Origin of the sequence: Gordonia namibiensis NBRC 108229 (assembly GCF_000298235.1) — a bacterium.
Classification (GTDB): domain Bacteria; phylum Actinomycetota; class Actinomycetes; order Mycobacteriales; family Mycobacteriaceae; genus Gordonia; species Gordonia namibiensis.
In genome coordinates this window covers 1-18136 of record NZ_BAHE01000009.1, presented here as the reverse complement: position 1 = coordinate 18136, position 18136 = coordinate 1, and the positions used below count along the sequence as shown (strand labels likewise).

19 protein-coding genes are annotated in these 18136 nt (G+C 68.2%); 6 read left to right on the top strand and 13 right to left on the bottom strand.

Annotated features, from left to right (window positions below; all coding sequences use genetic code 11):
- Positions 1–9: 9 nt before the first annotated feature.
- Positions 10–570 (bottom strand): DUF3499 domain-containing protein, encoded by a 561-nt coding sequence (locus GONAM_RS04730; RefSeq protein WP_174310836.1) that lies wholly within the window; start codon positions 568–570, stop codon positions 10–12.
- A gap of 101 nt (positions 571–671) precedes the next feature.
- Here GONAM_RS04730 and GONAM_RS04725 point away from each other — a divergent pair, with 101 nt between their 5' ends.
- On the top strand, positions 672–1193 hold the full coding sequence (locus GONAM_RS04725) for a metallopeptidase family protein (protein ID WP_006865638.1): 522 nt from the start codon (positions 672–674) through the stop codon (positions 1191–1193).
- A gap of 95 nt (positions 1194–1288) precedes the next feature.
- Here the strand turns inward: GONAM_RS04725 and GONAM_RS22815 are convergent, their stop codons facing one another.
- Positions 1289–1552: a WhiB family transcriptional regulator gene (locus GONAM_RS22815; RefSeq protein WP_174310842.1), complete on the bottom strand. Its 264-nt coding sequence runs from the start codon at positions 1550–1552 to the stop codon at positions 1289–1291.
- Positions 1553–2271: 719 nt separating this feature from the next.
- Here GONAM_RS22815 and cofD point away from each other — a divergent pair.
- From cofD to GONAM_RS04705, 3 genes are read left to right on the top strand one after another with little or no spacing between them, the layout of a single operon-like run.
- Entirely contained in the window at positions 2272–3306 is a 1035-nt protein-coding gene (gene cofD, locus GONAM_RS04715) for a 2-phospho-L-lactate transferase (protein ID WP_006865636.1), read from the top strand.
- Complete coding sequence (locus GONAM_RS04710) at positions 3303–4652, top strand: coenzyme F420-0:L-glutamate ligase (RefSeq protein WP_006865635.1); 1350 nt, start codon at positions 3303–3305, stop codon at positions 4650–4652. Before cofD ends, GONAM_RS04710 begins: the two co-directional genes overlap by 4 nt.
- Positions 4649–5224, top strand: coding sequence for an NUDIX hydrolase (locus GONAM_RS04705; protein WP_006865634.1), 576 nt, complete (start codon positions 4649–4651; stop codon positions 5222–5224). The genes GONAM_RS04710 and GONAM_RS04705 overlap by 4 nt, the downstream gene beginning before the upstream one ends.
- A gap of 482 nt (positions 5225–5706) precedes the next feature.
- Here the strand turns inward: GONAM_RS04705 and glgC are convergent, their stop codons facing one another.
- Positions 5707–6921, bottom strand: coding sequence for a glucose-1-phosphate adenylyltransferase (gene glgC, locus GONAM_RS04700; protein WP_006865633.1), 1215 nt, complete (start codon positions 6919–6921; stop codon positions 5707–5709).
- A 113-nt stretch (positions 6922–7034) separates the two neighbouring features.
- Here glgC and glgA point away from each other — a divergent pair, with 113 nt between their 5' ends.
- Entirely contained in the window at positions 7035–8201 is a 1167-nt protein-coding gene (gene glgA / locus GONAM_RS04695) for a glycogen synthase (protein WP_217997543.1), read from the top strand.
- A gap of 23 nt (positions 8202–8224) precedes the next feature.
- Here glgA and GONAM_RS04690 read toward each other — a convergent pair whose 3' ends face one another.
- From GONAM_RS04690 to GONAM_RS04650, 10 genes are all read right to left on the bottom strand, one after another.
- Positions 8225–9127: a putative RNA methyltransferase gene (locus GONAM_RS04690; protein WP_006865631.1), complete on the bottom strand. Its 903-nt coding sequence runs from the start codon at positions 9125–9127 to the stop codon at positions 8225–8227.
- 41 nt (positions 9128–9168) lie between these two features.
- Entirely contained in the window at positions 9169–9336 is a 168-nt protein-coding gene (locus GONAM_RS22345) for a DUF3117 domain-containing protein (protein ID WP_004019232.1), read from the bottom strand.
- A 102-nt stretch (positions 9337–9438) separates the two neighbouring features.
- Positions 9439–9885: a DivIVA domain-containing protein gene (locus tag GONAM_RS04685; RefSeq protein ID WP_006865630.1), complete on the bottom strand. Its 447-nt coding sequence runs from the start codon at positions 9883–9885 to the stop codon at positions 9439–9441.
- A 160-nt stretch (positions 9886–10045) separates the two neighbouring features.
- The gene (locus GONAM_RS04680) at positions 10046–11059 is read right to left on the bottom strand and encodes a glucosyl-3-phosphoglycerate synthase (RefSeq protein ID WP_006865629.1); all 1014 of its coding nucleotides are present in this window, start codon (positions 11057–11059) and stop codon (positions 10046–10048) included.
- The gene (gene folP / locus GONAM_RS04675; protein WP_006865628.1) at positions 11056–11937 is read right to left on the bottom strand and encodes a dihydropteroate synthase; all 882 of its coding nucleotides are present in this window, start codon (positions 11935–11937) and stop codon (positions 11056–11058) included. The genes GONAM_RS04680 and folP overlap by 4 nt, the downstream gene beginning before the upstream one ends.
- A complete protein-coding gene (locus GONAM_RS04670) occupies positions 11934–13763 on the bottom strand; it encodes a long-chain-acyl-CoA synthetase (RefSeq protein WP_006865627.1) in 1830 nt (609 codons plus the stop codon). The genes folP and GONAM_RS04670 overlap by 4 nt, the downstream gene beginning before the upstream one ends.
- 56 nt (positions 13764–13819) lie before the next feature.
- Positions 13820–14377, bottom strand: a complete 558-nt coding sequence (locus GONAM_RS04665; protein ID WP_006865626.1) for an LOG family protein — start codon at positions 14375–14377, stop codon at positions 13820–13822.
- Positions 14374–15198 carry an LOG family protein gene (locus tag GONAM_RS04660; RefSeq protein WP_006865625.1) on the bottom strand — a complete coding sequence of 275 codons (825 nt, stop codon included), beginning with the start codon at positions 15196–15198 and terminating at the stop codon, positions 14374–14376. The genes GONAM_RS04665 and GONAM_RS04660 overlap by 4 nt, the downstream gene beginning before the upstream one ends.
- A 73-nt stretch (positions 15199–15271) precedes the next feature.
- Entirely contained in the window at positions 15272–16369 is a 1098-nt protein-coding gene (dapE, locus tag GONAM_RS04655) for a succinyl-diaminopimelate desuccinylase (protein ID WP_006865624.1), read from the bottom strand.
- Between the two features lie 43 nt (positions 16370–16412).
- Complete coding sequence (locus GONAM_RS04650) at positions 16413–16934, bottom strand: DM13 domain-containing protein (RefSeq protein ID WP_040535420.1); 522 nt, start codon at positions 16932–16934, stop codon at positions 16413–16415.
- A 215-nt stretch (positions 16935–17149) separates the two neighbouring features.
- On the opposite strand from GONAM_RS04650, the gene dapD reads away from it, so the two are divergent.
- Entirely contained in the window at positions 17150–18115 is a 966-nt protein-coding gene (gene dapD / locus GONAM_RS04645; RefSeq protein ID WP_083876380.1) for a 2,3,4,5-tetrahydropyridine-2,6-dicarboxylate N-succinyltransferase, read from the top strand.
- Positions 18116–18136: the final 21 nt, after the last annotated feature.

Below are 18136 nucleotides of genomic sequence, written 5' to 3'. Positions count from 1 at the left end.
GGTCTCCGGTCAGTCGACCGGATCGGGGAGAACCCGCAGATGACCGCGGCGACCCGGCCGGGGTCGTGTCTGGTGGCGGGGCACACCCGGGGTGGCCGATGGCTGTGACGGCGAGTCGACAGGGCCGGCGCGATGGCGGCCGCTGCGGCGGTCGGCGAGGGCGGCTTCGTACGCAGCGTCGGCCGCACGCGCCTCGTCGAGGGCTCGCGAGTCGAAGGCATCGAGAGAGTCGGCCGACGTCCGGTCGGAATTACGACCGCGGGGCCCGCTGTCGACGAAACCCGGGCGTCCGCCACCGGCGACGGCGCCGGCCTCGCGGACGGCCTCGGCGAGGGCGGTCAGCTCGTGGTCCTCGGCGGGCACCGAGAATCCCCGCTCACTGCGCAGCATCTCCCAGCCCCGGGGGACGGTGATCCGTCGGGCGTGGTCGTCGCACAGATCCCAGGAATGCGGCTCCTGTGAGGTCGCCAGCGGACCGATCACCGCAGTCGATTCGGCGTAGACGAAGGTCAGGGTAGCCACCGCGGATCGGGCGCAGCCGGGTCGGCAGCACAGACGGGGAAGCTTCACGTGACGAGATTAGCCCCCACTGTCCGCAACCACAGAGTCGACACGCTCAGATGGGGGCAGGCGGGGCGACAGGGGCCATCGCGACCTCATAGAATCGCGCCATGCGCATCCACCCGAAGCCGACGCCGCGCGGCTCGATCGGCCAGTCGGGAATCCGTCGTGGCCGACGCCGGGTCGGACGGTACCGAGACCGGCGTGGCCGCGGCCTGCGTTCCCCGCTGCTACCGCAGAACGTGCCCGCCTACAACACCCGTTCGGACGAGTTCGACGCCGTCGCGCTCGAGGCCTTCGCCGAGATCGACGCCCAGTGGCACGACCAGCTGGCCGGGCTCGACATCGCCGTCGACGAGATCCCGCGACTGCTCCCCCGCGATCCCGAGACCGTCGAGTGGCCCGACGAGGTGACCGCCGACGGGGCGGTGCCGCTCGCCAGGTTGATCCCCGCGGGAATGGACGTCCACGGGGTGCCGACGCGGGCTCAGATCATCTTGTTCCGCCGGCCGCTGGAGTCACGGGCCAAGAAGGGTGCGGATCTCCTCGAGCTCGTGCACGAGGTCCTCGTCCAGCAGGTCGCGACCCACCTGGGCGTCGACGAAGACACGATCGACCGCGGACCTGAGTGATCCGCGGTCGATGATCGCGTTCGACGCCTGAACGTCGAGCGTCCAGCTCTCGCTGGGTAATTCGATTGTTCGGATGACGCCGCTCCGGCGACTCCTCAGATGATGCCGCGCTTCAGGCGCCGGCGCTCACGCTCCGACAGGCCGCCCCAGATCCCGAAGCGTTCGTCGTTGTGGAGCGCGTACTCCAGGCACTCTGCCTTGACCTCGCAGCCCTGGCAGATGCGCTTGGCCTCACGTGTCGATCCACCCTTTTCCGGGAAGAACGCCTCCGGGTCGGTCTGCGCGCACAGTGCGCGGTCCTGCCACTGCTCCTCGACGGCGTCGAACAGGTCGTCGAAGTCGTTGGGCACCAAGGCCAGATGACGACGGCCGGTGGCATCGTCTGCGTCGGATTCGACGAGATCGGTTGCGTCGGCAGAAGATTCGAGCGCGGCCGCACGCGCGGTGCCACCGATCATCGAATCGTCAACGGGCCCAAGGGTGCGAAACTCTGCGGTACCGATTTCCGGGGTGGATGTCATGACGTGCGACTCTGCGATGAATTGCGGGCGAATATGTGGTTCAAGCGGATTGCCGATCGGATTGTCCAAAGCCATCGTCGGCGCCTCCTAGCTCGGGATGTTGGTCGTTGACTGTCCTTTGCGAACACGACGTGCTGCCGTACCCACCACTGCTGCCACACCACTTGTACTCGGGATGCAGCGACTCCCTGCATCCGTTGTACACAGCGCCCGAGCGACGGCCCCTTCACTGCCGGCACCGACCCTCTCACCGAGTTCGAACATACGATCGAATCCCTTGGAGGCCAGTGGTTCTCGACCTCGAATGTTCTCGATCTCAAACTCGGAATGACACTGATGTGATTAGACACGCCGGGGGCGGTCCCGGTCAAGTTGAATCGAAGAATTCCCTTTACCATCGCGTGCCGTCAAATCTGTGACCCGACACGACGACGGCTCGAAGGCGAAGTGAAGATCACACTCCCGAGCCCTCCTCCCCGCCCGCTGGACGGGCGCGACAGCGGCGTACGGGCCCTCGCGGCCGACCACTAGAGTGGCGGTGTGAAGGAGTACCTGCTGTGAAGGTGACCGTACTCGTCGGCGGCGTGGGAGGCGCGCGTTTCCTCCTCGGACTGCGCGAACTGCTCGGCACCACCCCGTTCCCGCCGCATCCCGACGACCCCACCCTCGGTGTCGGCGGACATCAGATCACCGCGATCGTCAATGTCGGCGACGACGCGTGGATGCATGGTGTGCGTATCTGCCCCGACCTCGACACGTGCATGTACACCCTCGGCGGCGGCATCGATCCCGAACGCGGGTGGGGCCGGCGCGGCGAAACCTGGCACGCGAAAGAGGAACTCGCCGCCTACGGCGCCGACCCGGATTGGTTCGGTCTCGGCGACCGCGATCTCGCAACTCATCTGATCCGGACGCAGATGCTCGACGCCGGGTACAGACTGTCCGATGTGACCGCCGCCCTGTCCCGCCGGTGGAATCCGGGCGTGCGCCTGCTGCCGGTGACCGACGACCGGCACGAAACGCATGTGGTGATCGCCAAACCGGACGGCGATGAGGGCGAGCGCGTGGCCATCCACTTCCAGGAATGGTGGGTTCGCCACCGCGCCCAGGTCCCGACCTTCGGCTTCGCGCAGGTGGGATCGGACGACACCACCCCCGCACCCGGAGTCCTCGACGCGATCAGCGACGCCGACGTCATCCTGCTCGCACCGTCGAACCCGGTGGTGAGCATCGGCGCGATCGTGAGCGTTCCCGGGATGCGCAGTGCGCTGCGCACCACGAAGGCCCCGGTTGTCGGTGTCTCGCCGATCATCGACAACCGGCCGCTGCGCGGCATGGCCGACGAGTGCCTGTCGGTGATCGGCGTCGAGTCGTCCGCCGAGGCGGTCGCCGCCCACTACGGTGCCCGCAGCGGCAATGGCATCCTCGACGGTTGGCTGATCGCCGAGGGCGATCGCGCTCAGGTCGACGGCATCGCCATCGGTTCCGCACCGTTGCTGATGACCGACCCGCAGGCCACCGCTCAGATGATCCGCGCTGCCTGCGCACTCGTCGACGTGGCCATGCCGGAACAGAACGTGGGCACCGAGTGAGCGACCTCGCCGATCACCGCGCCCCGAACGGCCTGGAGATCCGGCCGGTCACCGGTCTCCCCGAGTTCACGCCCGAATCCGACGTCGCCGCCGAGATCCTCGCCGCCGCACCGTGGTTGGAATCCGGCGATGTGCTGGTCGTGACCAGCAAGATCATCTCGAAGGCCGAGGGCCGCATGGTCGATGCCCCGGCCGATCCGGAAGAACGTGATGCACTGCGCCGCAAGCTCGTCGAGGCCGAGTCGGTGCGGGTCCTCGCCCGCAAGAACCGAACGCTGATCACCGAGAACCGTCTGGGTCTGGTCCAGGCCGCGGCCGGGATCGACGGCTCCAACGTGCGCTCCGACCAGTTGGCCCTGCTCCCCGAGGACCCCGACGGCAGCGCGAGACGACTGCGGGCCGCCATCGCCGAGCGCGCCGGCCTCGAGGTCGCGGTGATCATCACCGACACGATGGGTCGTGCCTGGCGCACCGGCCAGACCGATGTCGCGATCGGATCGGCGGGGATCGCCGTCACCCATCCCTACGACGGCGGCACCGACGACTACGGAAACCCGTTGGTGGTGACCGACATCGCGGTCGCCGACGAACTGTCCGCGGCCGCGGATCTGGTCAAGGGCAAGCTCGCCGCCGTTCCGGTGGCCGTCGTGCGCGGGTTCGCGCCCGCCGACGACGGTTCGACCGCCGCCGACCTGATCCGGCCCGCCGAGGAGGACCTCTTCCGGCTGGGCACCGAGGAGGCGATCGCGCTGGGTCGTCGCGAGGCCATCCGCACCCGTCGCTCCGTACGCGCCTTCGACGCCCGGCCGGTCGACCCGGAACTGATGCGCGCCGCTCTGGGCGAGGCCCTCACCGCGCCCGCGCCGCACCACACCCATCCGGTGCGGTTCGTGTGGGTGCGCTCGGCGGAGCGGCGTCGTGCGCTGCTCGACGCGATGACCGCCGAATGGCGCGCCGACCTCGAATCCGATTCCAAGACACCCGAGTCGATCGAGAAGCGTCTCCGTCGGGGCCAGATCCTGTACGACGCACCAGAACTGGTGATCCCGTTCCTCGTGCCCGACGGCGTGCACGAGTACCCCGACGAGCGCCGGAATGCCGCCGAGCACACCATGTTCACGGTGGCCGCCGGCGGTGCCGTGGCGAGCCTGCTGATCGCGCTGTCGGTCCGCGAGATCGGCAGTTGCTGGGTGGGCTCCACGATCTTCGCCGCATCGACGGTGCGTCGTGTCCTCGACTTGGACGCGTCGTGGGAGCCCCTCGGCGCGGTCGCCATCGGACATCCCCTCGAAGCCGCCCCGCTGCGCGATGCGGCGCCGACCGACGAATGGGTGATCGAACTGTGAGCGCGGAATCCCTGCACGCCTCGGCTGTCGAGGCATTGACCGCCTGGGAGGCGCCCGAGTCGGGACAGGACAGCCTTCGGCACGCCTACCTCGCGTTCCTCGCCGCCGCCCCCGACGCCTGCCTGCGGGCTTGTGCGGCAGGCCATCTCACCGGGTCGGCCATCGTCTTCGACGCCGATCGCAGCCACGTCCTGCTGACCCTGCATCCCCGCGTCGGCAAGTGGATTCAGCTCGGCGGACACTGCGAACCGTCCGACGCGACCCTCGCCGACGCCGCACTGCGGGAGGCCCGCGAGGAGTCCGGAATCCCGGGGCTCGATCTCGACCAGGTCGGCGCCGGCGGCGGCATCGTCCACCTGCACACCCACCCGATCACCTGCTCGCTCGGCGTGCCGACCCGTCATCTCGACGTGCGCTACCGGGTGGTCGCCGCCCCGACCGCCGACGGTGGTCTGCCACAGTTCGAACGCAGCGAGGAATCGGTGGACCTGCAGTGGTGGCCCATCGACGACCTGCCCCCGGACGCCGACGCCGACATCCCGGAACTCATCCGCGCAGCGTTGGCGGGCTGACCTCGATACGCGGCGCCCTCGCTACGCTCGGTCGGCGCTACTCGGCCGGCGGTGGGAGCGCCGACACCCCCGCTGTCCGAGGCGCTGGGAGCGCCCCCTGCTGTCTGAGGTGCGAGGAGCGCCCCCCTGCTTTCTGAGGTACGAGGAGCGTAAGCCGCCGGGCTGAGTAGCGACGAAGGAGCGTATCGAAGTCGACGAGCCACGAAGACCTGGTGAGATGACGTCGCCGGCCCTTCGTGGCTCGCTCCGCTCGCACCTCAGGGCGCGGCGGGCGGCCCAGCGCGGTAATTCTCGTCCCCGAGAGGGACCTCGGAGGGCAATATGCCCTCGGACGCCCCTGAAAGGGACCAGTTTTCGCACCCGGGCGGGCTCGGCAGGCAATCGACGAGGCGACCAGCGATAGGTTTCGCCAAGGCGATACCTATTGCTGACAGTGCCCCGAAGGAACGGGTGACCTCGATACGCGGCCGGCAGGGGATGCGTCAGACCCGAATCCCCTTGCCGACCGTCACGACGCCACCGGCGCTGACGGAGAAGCGTTCGCGGTCGGCGTCGGGGTCGACGCCGAGTTGCTCGCCGTCGCCGACGACGACGTTCTTGTCGAGGATCGCCTTACGGACGACCGCACCCTTGCCGATGCGTACGCCCGGCATGAGAACGGCGCCGTCGATGATCGCGCCGTCCTCGACGATGACGTTCGATGACAGCACCGAATTGCGAACGGTTCCACCCGAGATGATGCAGCCCGAACCGACCACCGAGTCCTCGGCCACGCCACCTTGGACGAACTTGGCCGGCGGGAGGTTGTGTGTCTCGCCGCGGATCGGCCAGCGGCCGTTGTAGAGGTTGAAGATCGGGTGCACGGACACGAGATCCATGTGCGCCTCGTAGAACGCGTCGAGGGTTCCGACGTCGCGCCAGTAGCCCTTGTCGCGCTCGGTGGCGCCGGGCACCTCGTTGTCCTTGAAGTCGTAGACGTAGGCGGTGTCGCGGGCGACGAAGGCCGGGATGATGTCGCCGCCCATGTCGTGGTCGGAGTCGGAGTCGGCGGCGTCCTCGCGCAGTGCCTCGACGAGCGCTTCGGTGGTGAACACGTAGTTACCCATCGAGGCGAAGGTCGAGTTCGGGTCGTCCGGGGTGCCGGGCGGGTCCGCGGGTTTCTCCAGGAATCGGGTGATCTTGCCGGAGGCGTCGGAGTCGATGCACCCGAAGGCGACCGCCTCCGCACGCGGCACGCGGATGCCGGCGACGGTGACGTCGGCACCGGAGGCGATGTGCGCCTCGACCATCTGCGACGGGTCCATGCGGTACACGTGATCGGCACCGAAGACCACGATGTACTCGGGCTGTTCGTCGGTGATGAGGTTCATCGACTGGAAGATCGCGTCGGCGCTGCCGGTGTACCAACGGGGTCCGAGGCGCTGCTGTGCGGGCACCGGCGTGATGTATTCGCCGTGGAAACCCGACGTCCACCAGGTCTGCGAGATGTGCCGGTCCAGCGAATGCGATTTGTATTGCGTCAGCACGCAAATGCGCTCGTATCCGGCGTTGACCAGGTTCGACAGCACGAAGTCGATCAGCCGGTAGGCACCGCCGAAGGGCACCGCAGGCTTGGCCCGGTCCATCGTGAGCGGATAAAGGCGTTTGCCTTCGCCGCCTGCGAGGACGATGCCGAGGACGTGCGGCTGTGATCTCACTCCCCCAACTTAACCGCGATCGACAGCCTCGGCCAGATGACAGCGCCGACGGATTCGCGGCCGTGTTCGCACAGCAATGGCGAACTGCCCGCGATGCCACTAGCGTCGTCATCATGAGGGTGGCGATGATGACACGGGAGTATCCACCCGAGGTGTACGGCGGTGCCGGCGTACACGTGACCGAATTGGTCCGTCACCTACGCGATCTCGCGACCGTCGACGTGCACTGCATGGGTGCCGAACGCGACACCGCGGCGGTCTATTCACCCGATCCGGGCCTGGCCGGTGCGAATGCGGCGATCACGACACTCTCCGCCGACCTGCGCATGGCGGTCGGAGCCGAAGGGGCCGACGTCGTGCATTCCCACACGTGGTACACCGGCCTCGCCGGACACGTCGCCGCGCAACTGTACGGCGTACCGCACATCCTCACGGCACATTCGCTCGAACCGTCACGCCCGTGGAAGGCCGAGCAACTCGGCGGTGGCTACCGGGTGTCGAGCTGGGTCGAACGCAACGCGGTCGAATACGCCGATGCGGTGATCGCGGTCAGCTCGGGCATGCGCAACGACGTCTGCAACACCTATCCGCGGCTCGACCCCGAGCGGGTCCACGTGGTGCGCAACGGCATCGACACCACCCAGTGGTATCCCGTCGACGACCCCTTCGGACTGGAGTCGACGCTGACCGCGCTCGGCGTCGATCCCCAGCGTCCGATCGTCGCCTTCGTCGGACGCATCACCCGTCAGAAGGGCGTCGCACATCTCGTCGCGGCCGCCCACGACTTCCACCCCGACGTCCAGCTGGTGCTCTGCGCCGGTGCGCCCGACACCCCGGAGATCGGCGCGGAGATCGAGGCGGCGGTCGGCAAGCTGTCCGCGTCCCGACCCGGTGTGCACTGGGTCCGGGAGATGCTGCCGCTCCCCCGTATCCGCGAGATCCTCACCGCAGCATCGGTCTTCGTGTGCCCCTCGGTGTACGAACCGTTGGGCATCGTGAACCTGGAGGCCATGGCGTGCGGAACCGCGGTCGTGGCCTCGGAGGTCGGCGGGATCCCCGAGGTGGTGCGCGATCACGTCACCGGTCGTCTGGTGCCCTATGACCCCGTCGATCCGCAGACCTTCGAACACGATCTGGCTCAGACGGTGAATGCCGTCGTGGCCGATCCGGTGATGGCGACGGCAATGGGGGCAGCCGGTCGCGAGCGCGCCGAGGCCGAGTTCTCCTGGGCGACGATCGCCGAACAGACGCTCGGGGTGTACCGCTCCGTCCTGCGCTGACGCACCACCTGCGCAGCAGGTGGTCAGTTCCCGGCGACCGGCCGGCACGTCGTGACGACGACCGAAAGCGTCACCTCGACCCTGCCGTCGCCGACGAATTCCGCGGCACGTGAGCGGATGTCGGCGTCCTCGGCGTGAAAGGCCGACGGGCCCATCGCGACGAGGTCACCGACGGTCTGCGCGTCGAGTTGGAGAACGGAACGGACCGGCGACGAGTCGACGACCTCGAAACCGTCGGCGAAAGTGGCCTGCAGCCGTTCGGATTTGCCGGAGTCGACGCTCAGCATCTGCATCGGCGCGATGATCTCGGCGAGATGGTCTGCGGCCGGGCTGACGACCACGAGGCCTCCGCCGGGCTGCAGTATCCGCGCGAACTCGGCGGCATTGCGCGGCGCGAACACCGAGAGCGCAACGGTGGCAGCGTCATCGGCGATCGGTAGGCCGCGCCAGATGTCGGCGACGATCGCCGCGTGGCTCGGAGTGCCGCGCGAGATCGCCCGCGCACAGAACTTGGAGAGGTCGATACCGATCCCGCGTGCCTCGATCGAGGGCGATGCGTCGGCGAGGGCAGTCACCGCGGCGCGAAGGTAGTGGCCCCCACCGGCTCCCGCGTCCAGGACGACGGGTTTGTCGACACCGGCACCGAATTCGCGTGTCCGTTCGGCCACCGCGTCCAGAACCGGGATGAAGAAACCGGCTTCGTGGACACGTGCGCGGGCCGCGACCATGGCCGCGGTGTCGGCACGCAGCGAGCCCGAACGTCCGTCGAGCAGTGAGACATAACCCTGTTTGGCGATGTCGAAGGAATGACCGTCACCGCAGCGGAGTGATCCTCCACGCGGCGACGGCCTGGACCCGGCTCCTGCCGGGGAAGTCTCGTCGTGCCCGGTCCCGGGCGGCGCGGTCTCGAAAGGCCCGGCACACACCGGGCATCGAAGCAGCTCGACGACGTCGGCGAGATCTCCGTTCAGCCGGTGACCCCGCGGAGTTCCTCACCCAGTGCGGCGGCTTCGTCGGCGGTCAACTCGACGACGAGGCGACCTCCGCCCTCGATCGGAATCCGGACAACGATTCCACGCCCTTCCTTGGCCGCTTCGAGGGGGCCGTCCCCAGTACGTGGCTTCATTGCCGCCATTCTCAAGCTCCCTTCACAGTGTCCCTGCTTTGAACATGATACGTGTCGTCGTCTCAATCGAATGCGAGTGCGCGACACAAGCACTGTTCCGACGTGTTCCGATCACCTGTCGGACGTGATCGACGGGCCTGCTTCGCGCGTGGCCGGTTTGGGGTCCGGATCGTCGTAAACCGCCTGCTCCCGGCCGTTCTCGGGGTTGTCGGCATTATCTGCGGCAGCGTCGGGAACGCCCGTCGTGGTGGGGTCCACATCTGTCCCGGACTCGCGCTCACGAAGGCGCGCGATGACCGTTCGGAGGTCGTCGACCTCGCGCGCCAGACGCGCCAGCGCCCAGTCGACCTCGGACTGCTTGTAGCCCCGGAACGTCTGCATGAGGCGCAGCGCCCGGATGTCGTCGCCGCTGATCCCGACCGTCGGCAGACGGGTGAGGGTGGTGTCGGGTTCGACCGGGGGCAGTTCCTCCCCGCGCCCGAATGCGAACCAGACGATGGCGAACACTGCCCCGGCGACGAGCGCCATGATCAGCAGGTACAGCAGCAGGGTCTGCATACGTCCCATCCTGACAGACCGGCGTCGGGCGGCCCCTGCGGCACCCGGCCGTCCGTCGGGCCATCAGACCGCACACGACACCGGCGACACTGCGTCACGCCGAGGGCGTGTCACGGTGTCGCCGGAGTCGAGAGGTGGTCGGCCAGCCTACCGAGATCGTCTAGGAGGCCATCACCTTGGCGTTGACGGAGCGGAGCGTGTTCATCGGCGGACGGTCCTCGAGGTAGACCTCGGTGGTGTGCGGGGTGAACGAGCCGTCGGACTCGGCGGTGAACTGGGTGAGTCCGACACCGGAGTCCTCGATTCCGCATCGCCGCATGAGCGTGCCGACGATCTGCCGGCTCATGACGCCGAGTTCGATGAGCGGCCGGTTGCGGTGGGTGCGGACGCCGAGGTTGACCTGGCCGATGCCGGCGAGACCGTACCGGTCGTAGGTGTCGATGAGGAGGCCGATCTCCACGCCGTAGCCGGGCGCGAACGGCACCGACGACAGCATCTCGCGGGTGCCCGCGTACTCGCCGCCGAGCGGCTGCAGGACCGCGGTGAGGTCGGGCTTCTGCGAGGCCAGCAACGGACGGGCGACGAGTTCGGTGACGCGACCGCCGCCGTTGGCGTCCTGGGTGCCGCCGGTCCGCAGCGGACGACGGTAGTAACCCTTGACTAGGTGGATGCCCGGATTCACCAGGAGCGGGCCGAGCATCTTCGGCACGAACATCGGGTCCGGGTCGATGAGGTCGGAGTCGACGAAGGCGATGATGTCGCCGGTGGTCGCGGCGATCGAACGCCACAGCACCTCTCCCTTGCCCTTGACGGGTTCGAGTTCGGGTACCGCCTCTTCACGGCTGATGACCTGCGCGCCGGCGGCGAGTGCACGCTCGGCGGTGGCATCGGTGGAACCCGAGTCCAGGACGATGAGTTCGTCGACGAGCGTGCCGTACAGCGGCATGATCGAGGCGATCACGTCGGCGACGGTCTCCTCCTCGTTCAGAGCGGGGAGCACCACCGAGACGGTGCGACCGTCCTTGGCGGCGACGAGTTCGTCGATGGTCCAGTCCGGCTGTTCCCAGGTGTGGGTCGCCGACCACTGCCGCTTGGTACCGAGCGCCTCGGCCGGCGTCGGCCACACGGCGGCCTTGTCGCGACTGATGGGGTTACGTCGCTTCTGCTTGGTCATGCAAGTCCCCTGACTGTTCGGGCGGGCGGTCTCGTTCCCGCGATGGCAGCGACCATGTCGACCACACGACGGGTGGCGGCGACCTCGTGTACGCGAAAGATCCGGGCGCCTTCGGCGGCGGCCAGAGCGGTCGCGGCGAGAGTTCCCTCCAACCGTTGCTCCAGGTCTGTACCCAGAGTCTCCCCCACAAAATCCTTGTTGCTGAGCGCCATCAGCACCGGCCAGCCCGTATTAACAAGATCTTTCACACGGCGTAACAGAGCGAGCCCGTGGTGAGTGTTCTTGCCGAAATCGTGCGTCGGGTCGATAACGATCGCGTCTCGATGGACGCCCGCTGCCAGGGCCCGTTCGGCCGCGCCGGTCACCTCGGCGAGCACATCGGCCACCACCGCGTCGACGGAGTCGCCGTAGGCGACGCGATGCGGGCGAGTCCGGACGACGGCACCGCCGGTGTGCGAACACACGATCCCCGCGCCGCGTTCGGCCGCCACCGCGACCACCTCGGGGTCGAATCCGGCCCACGTGTCGTTGATGAGATCGGCGCCCGCCGCGCACGCCTGGTCGGCGACCTCGCTGCGCCACGTGTCTACGCTGATCAGCACGTCGGGGTGGCGCTCGCGGATCCACGAGATCATCGGAACGACGCGGGCCGCCTCGGTCGTCGCGTCGACCTCCTCGCCGGGCCCTGCCTTCACCCCGCCGACATCGATGATGTCGGCCCCCTCGGCGACCACCTGGTCGACGCGTCGCTGTGCGGCGGTGTCGTCGAAGCTGGCGCCACGGTCGTAGAAGGAGTCAGGGGTGCGGTTGACGATCGCCATGACCAGCGCGCGGTCGGTGGCCACCGGACGACCGCACAGGGTCGGCGAAACGGTCATCCCTTGGGGACCTTGGCGGCCGCCACGTCGTCGGGGTAATCCTCGTAGTACTCCACGTAGCCCTTCTCCTTGCCGACCAGCACGTAGACCTTATCGGCCTCGACGTCGGCATAACCTTCCTTACGGAGTTCGACTTTACGGTTCTTGAAGGTCGAGGTCTGCTCGAAGTCGTCTACGATCCGCACGAACAGCGGCACCGCATAGGACGGCAGCGCCTTGTAGAGGTGCTCGGCGAGCCGTTTCGGCTCGAGGTCGACTCCGTCGCGCAACTTGATCGCCACCATTCCGGCGCGGCCGTCGGTGCCGGGCACCTCGACGCCGTAGGCCACCGACTGTGCCACCGCGTCGTAGGAATCGACCGCACCTTCGACCTCGGTGGTGGCCACGTTCTCGCCCTTCCAGCGGAAGGTGTCGCCGAGCCGGTCGACGAAGGAGATGTGCGCGAAGCCCTGGTCGCGGACGAGGTCGCCCGAGTTGAAGTACGCATCGCCCTTCTTGAAGGCGTCGCGCACGATCTTCTTCTCGGTCTCCTCCTCGTCGGTGTAGCCGTCGACCGGCACCCGGTTGGAGATCTGCGCGAGCAACAGACCCGTACCGCCCTTGCCGACCTCGGTCAGCCGGCCCTCGGAGTTGCGCTTCGGGTTGCCCTCCTCGTCGTACTCGACGATCTTGTACGGCAGCGGGCAGAAGCCGGCGGTCTTGTCGACGGTGAAGGCGTTGACGAAGGCGAGGTTGAGTTCGCTGGCGCCGTAGAACTCGACGACGCGGTCCACGCCGAACCGCTCGCGGAACTCGTCCCAGATGTCGGGGCGCATCCCGTTGCCGACGACGGTGTGGACCGAGTGCTGCCGGTCGGTGGGCTTCTCCGGCTGCGCCAGCAGGTAGCGGCACAGCTCACCGATGTAGCAGAAGGCGGTGGCGCGGTTGAGGATCACGTCGTCCCAGAACTTCGACGCCGAGAACGACTTGCCGATCGCGAAGCACGCGCCCGACGCCAGTACCGACGACAGCGAGACCGACAGTGCGTTGTTGTGGTAGAGCGGCAGCGGCACGTACATGGTGTCGCTGTGACGCAGGCGGACCGCGAGACCGCCGATTCCGGAGAAGCTGGCCAGCCACCGGTTGTGGCTCATCACGCTGGCCTTGGGCATGCCGGTGGTACCCGAGGTGAAGATGTAGAAGGCCTTCGTCGAGGCCGGCAACTGCGCGGTGACCTCCGGATCGGTGTCCGGCTTGTCCTCGGCGGCGGCATCGAACTCGGCGAAGTCGAAGACGTGCTCGGGCAACGCCGATTCCGGGATCGACTCGAAGGCCTCGGCACACTCCGGATCGTGGACGAGGACCTTGGCCCCGAGCAGCTTCACCGAGTGCTCGAGGACATCCCCGCGCTGGTTGTAGTTCAGCATCCCGGCGATCGCGCCGAGCTTCACCGTCGCCAGCATCAGCAGCAGATCGGTGGTGTTGTTCTTGGAGAGCAGGGCGACGACGTCACCCTTGCCGACGCCGGCCCCGGAAAGGACTGCGGCATAACGGTTCACACGGCGATTGGCCTCACCGTAGGTGGTCGTGCGGCCCTCGAACCGGACGAACGGACGGTCCGGATGAGCGTTCGCGAGCTTCTGGAAGACCGAGCCGATCGTCTTCTTCGCCTCCGGCGGGCGTCGGATGAGGCCCGGTGCGTGCTTGATCATCCCGGTCGCGTGTGGCGCCATCTTCACCACGCCGCGCAGGAGATCCCCCACCCCGACCGTCTTCACCGTGTCCTGGCTCGAACCGTTCGTCGTCGAGTCCGACTGGACGTCCTTGGGCTGGGTCTCTGGGGACATGTGGCCTCCGCTCTCCGCTGGGCGTCGTGAGTGCCCCGCGCACTCACCGCGCTACCTTACCGGCCGGTAGGAAGTTCCCACCGCTGTGTCGCCAACTCGATCGCCTCGCCGACGGAGGCCGTGACCAGCAGCCGATCCAACGATCGCTGGGAGACGAATCCGGTTGTCGACAACTCTCTCAGCCAGCCGAGGAGCGGCGCGTAGAAATCGAAAGGATCGAGCAGGACCACCGGCTTCTCGTGCATGCCCAGGTACCCACCCGTCCAGGTCTCGAACAGCTCCTCCAGGGTTCCGATACCCCCGGGGAGCGTGATGAAACCGTCGGCGCGCTCGTCCATGAGGCGCTTGCGTTCACGCATCGTCTCGGTGATGACGAGTTCGTCGGACCCGAGGTCGGCGACCTCGCGCTCGATCAGCGACCTCGGGATGATGCCGATGGTGTGGCCGCCCGCCGCTCGCGCCGATGTGACCAGCGAACCCATCATCGAGACGTTGCCGCCGCCGGAGACGACGGTGTGGCCGGCACGTGCAAGGGCCGCCCCCACCTCGGTGGCGAGATCGAGGAAGCGCTGCTCGACGGGACCGGACGCACAATAGACACAGACGGCACTCACCGGGCAATCGTGCCATCGACTCCGGGCGGGTTCACGCCGGGCTGCGTCGGGGCGGCCGCCTCGATCGCTGCGACGACGTCGTCGGGGTCGTCGACGACGGTCAGCAGGTCGAGGTCCTCGGGCGAGATCATGCCGCGCGCGGCCAGCACGTCGCGCATCCAGTCGAGCAGTCCACCCCAGAAGTCGCTGCCCACCAGCACGATCGGGAATCGCACCACCTTCTTGGTCTGCACCAGGGTGAGCGCCTCGAACAGCTCGTCGAGCGTGCCCATACCGCCGGGCAGGCAGACGAAGGCCTGCGCGTATTTCACGAACATCGTCTTGCGGACGAAGAAGTAGCGGAAGTTCATGCCGAGGTCGACCCACGGATTGAGGCCCTGCTCGAAGGGCAACTCGATGTTCAGGCCGATCGACTGGGCGCCCGCCTCGTGCGCCCCCTGGTTCGCCGCCTCCATTGCGCCGGGTCCGCCACCGGTGATGACCGCATAACCGGCCTCACCGAGCGCTCGACCGACCCGCACACCGAGGGCGTATTCCGGCGAGTCCGGCTTCAACCGCGCGGACCCGAACACGGTCACCGCCTCGGCGACGCCGCTCATCGCGTCGAATCCGGCGACGAACTCCGACTGGATGCGCAGCACCCGCCACGAGTCGCGCATCGTGCGTTCGGCGCGGCTCTCCGGGTCACGCGGGTCGACCCACTCGAGAAGGCGCCGGTCGGTCGTCTTGCCCCGCTGTTCCGGCCGGATTCGGATCGGCCCGACGTAGCAGACGTCGTCTGCGGCGGGATCGTGCGCAGGAGGTTCCGGATTCGTCGACATGCAGGTCACGCTAGCAGCGTGTGACGCCCCTCCCCGACCGCGTCGAACTGGCTCAGGACAGGGCCGGGCCGGCTCAGGACAGGTAGGCGCGAAGCAGTTCGGTGACCGTGCGGATCTGCTCGACCGGGACCCGCTCGTCGCGGCGATGCGCGAGATTCGGGTCGCCGGGGCCGAGGTTCACCGCGGGGATGCCGAGGGCCGAGAACCGCGAGACGTCGGTCCACCCGTACTTAGCGCGGAATCGTCCCTGCGCGGCCTCGACGAGAGCAGCCGCCGCCGGATGTGCCAGGCCGGGCAGCGCGCCGGCCGCGGCGTCGGTGACCTCGAGGGTGACCGTGCCGTCGGCGAGATCGGCGGCGAAGACCTCGCGGACATGATCGAGTGCTTGCTCGACGGACCGGTCCGGGGCGAAACGGAAGTTCACGTCGACGTGCGCGGCGTCGGGGATGACGTTGCCCGCAACACCTCCGGCGAGCCCGACCGCCGAGAGTCCCTCGCGGTACTCGCACCCGTCGATGTCGACGCGGCGCGGCTCGTAGGCGGCCAGGGTGGTCAGCACTCCGCCGAGCTTGTGGATCGCGTTGTCGCCCATCCACGAGCGGGCCGAGTGCGATCGCGTCCCCGACGTCGCGAGCCGAACCCGCAGCGTCCCCTGGCAACCCGCCTCGATGAGACCGGCGGTGGGTTCGCCGAGAATCGCGACGTCACCGGCGAGCCACTCCGGCAGTTCCCGCTCGATGTCGTTGAGGCCGTTGAACTCGGCGGCGATCTCCTCGCAGTCGTAGAAGATCAGGGTCAGGTCGTGGGCCGGGTCCTCGAGTGTCGCGGCGAGATGCAGGAACACCGCGTCGCCCGACTTCATGTCGACGGTGCCGCAACCGTGCAGGACGTCCCCCTCTTCCGGGTGCGTCTCGCGTCGCGAGGGCAGGTTGCCGGCGACGGGCACGGTGTCGAGGTGTCCGGCGAGGATGACGCGCTGCGCCTTCCCACGGTTGGTGCGGGCCAGCACCCGGTTGCCGTGCCGGAGGATCTCGAAGCCCGTCGTCTGCTCCCGCAGTGCCGCTTCCACCGCGTCGGCGATGGCCGACTCGTTGCGCGACTCGCTCTCGATGTCGACGAGGGCGGCGGTCAGTTCGACGGGATCGGCGGCGAGGTCGAGTGCGGTGCTCACGCACCTACCGTATCTGGGTTTCTACCCGCTCAACCGACATGGATCAGCGGACGTCCGGTGCGGTCAGTTCCGCTGCTCCGAACGAGACGCTGAACTTCACGCACCACAGGAACACTGCAGGATAGGCGGCGAGGTCGACGTCGGCGGGGATCCCGTAGACCTGGTTGCCCTTGTTGCCTTTGATCATCCCGAGGTCGACGTGGGGCGGACCGGCGGCGGTCCGCCAGCCGCCGAAACCCTCGACCACCTCGGCCTGCGACAGCCACACGTGGACGTCGGGTCCGGTGGTGGTGTCGAGGTTCTCGATCGCGAGAACCCGTGTACCGTCCGGCTTCTCGATGATCGTGACGGTCCCCGAGGTCGAGTGCTCGTGGCTGATCAGCCGACCCTCGGACAGCACGACGGGCGCGGGCGGCAGCGGTTGACCGACCTGGGAGGTCGACGGAGTCACCGCGACCGGGATCTCGTCGTCGACCTCGGTGTCGACGAGGATCAGCCACGGCTGGAAGATCACCGCGGCGACCGCGACGACGACCACGACCAGCAGGCCCACCCCGCCGAACACCCAGAGCCGGCGACGCCTACGCCGCGGGGCGGGTGAGGAGGGTCGGTCGCGGCCGGTCATGCCGGCGACGATACGAGCTCCGAACACGCTCTCACCAGGTGTTTGCGCCGTTCGGATGACGGGCGGGCCCCTATCTGCCCCCGGAGCGTGACCGGCGGCGGGCAGCAGGAGGCACGGCGTCGTTCACCACGGTCGATCGCCTAGACTCGGGTCTCGTGACAACTACTGGCGCACACGCAACTGGCATCGCAACCGTGATCGACGGGGGGTCGACTCCGGGAGTCGTGCTCGACGTCTGGTTCCCCGCACCCGAGCTCGACGGCGTCGAGACCGCCGAGACCGTCGTCCTCGACGAGGAGTCCACGCCGGCGGAACTGCGCGAACTGGTCGGTGTCGACGAGGCCCGCGGCGTCAAGACCATCGCGGTCCGCACCGCCATCGCCGACCTGTCGGTCGCTCCGGTCGACGCCTACGACGTCTACCTCCGACTCCACCTGCTCTCCCACCGCCTCATCGAGCCGCACGGCGCCAACCTGGAGGGCATCTTCGGGATGCTCACCAACGTCGTCTGGACCAACCACGGCCCGTGCGCGATCGAGAATTTCGAATCGGTGCGCGCCAAGCTGCGCGCCCGCGGCCCGGTCACCGTCTACTCGATCGACAAGTTCCCGCGCATGGTCGATTACGTCGTCCCCGGCGGCGTCCGCATCGGTGACGCCGACCGCATCCGTCTCGGCGCCCACCTGGCCGCCGGCACCACCGTGATGCACGAGGGCTTCGTGAACTTCAACGCGGGCACCCTCGGGTCGTCGATGGTCGAGGGTCGTATCTCGGCCGGTGTCGTCGTCGGCGACGGTTCCGACATCGGTGGCGGCGCGTCGACGATGGGCACGCTCTCCGGTGGCGGCAAGGAGATCATCTCGCTGGGCAAGCGCTGCCTGCTCGGCGCCAATGCCGGCTGCGGCATCCCGCTCGGCGACGACTGCGTCATCGAGGCGGGCCTGTACGTCACCGCCGGCACCAAGGTGACCGGTCCGGACGGCACCCAGATCAAGGCACGCGATCTGGCGGGCCAGTCGAACCTGCTGTTCCGTCGCAACAGCCTGACCGGCGCGGTCGAGGTCGTGCCGTGGAAGGGCGACGGCATCGCACTCAACGAGGCGCTGCACAAGCACAACTGAGGTCGACGCAGACCCACCCCT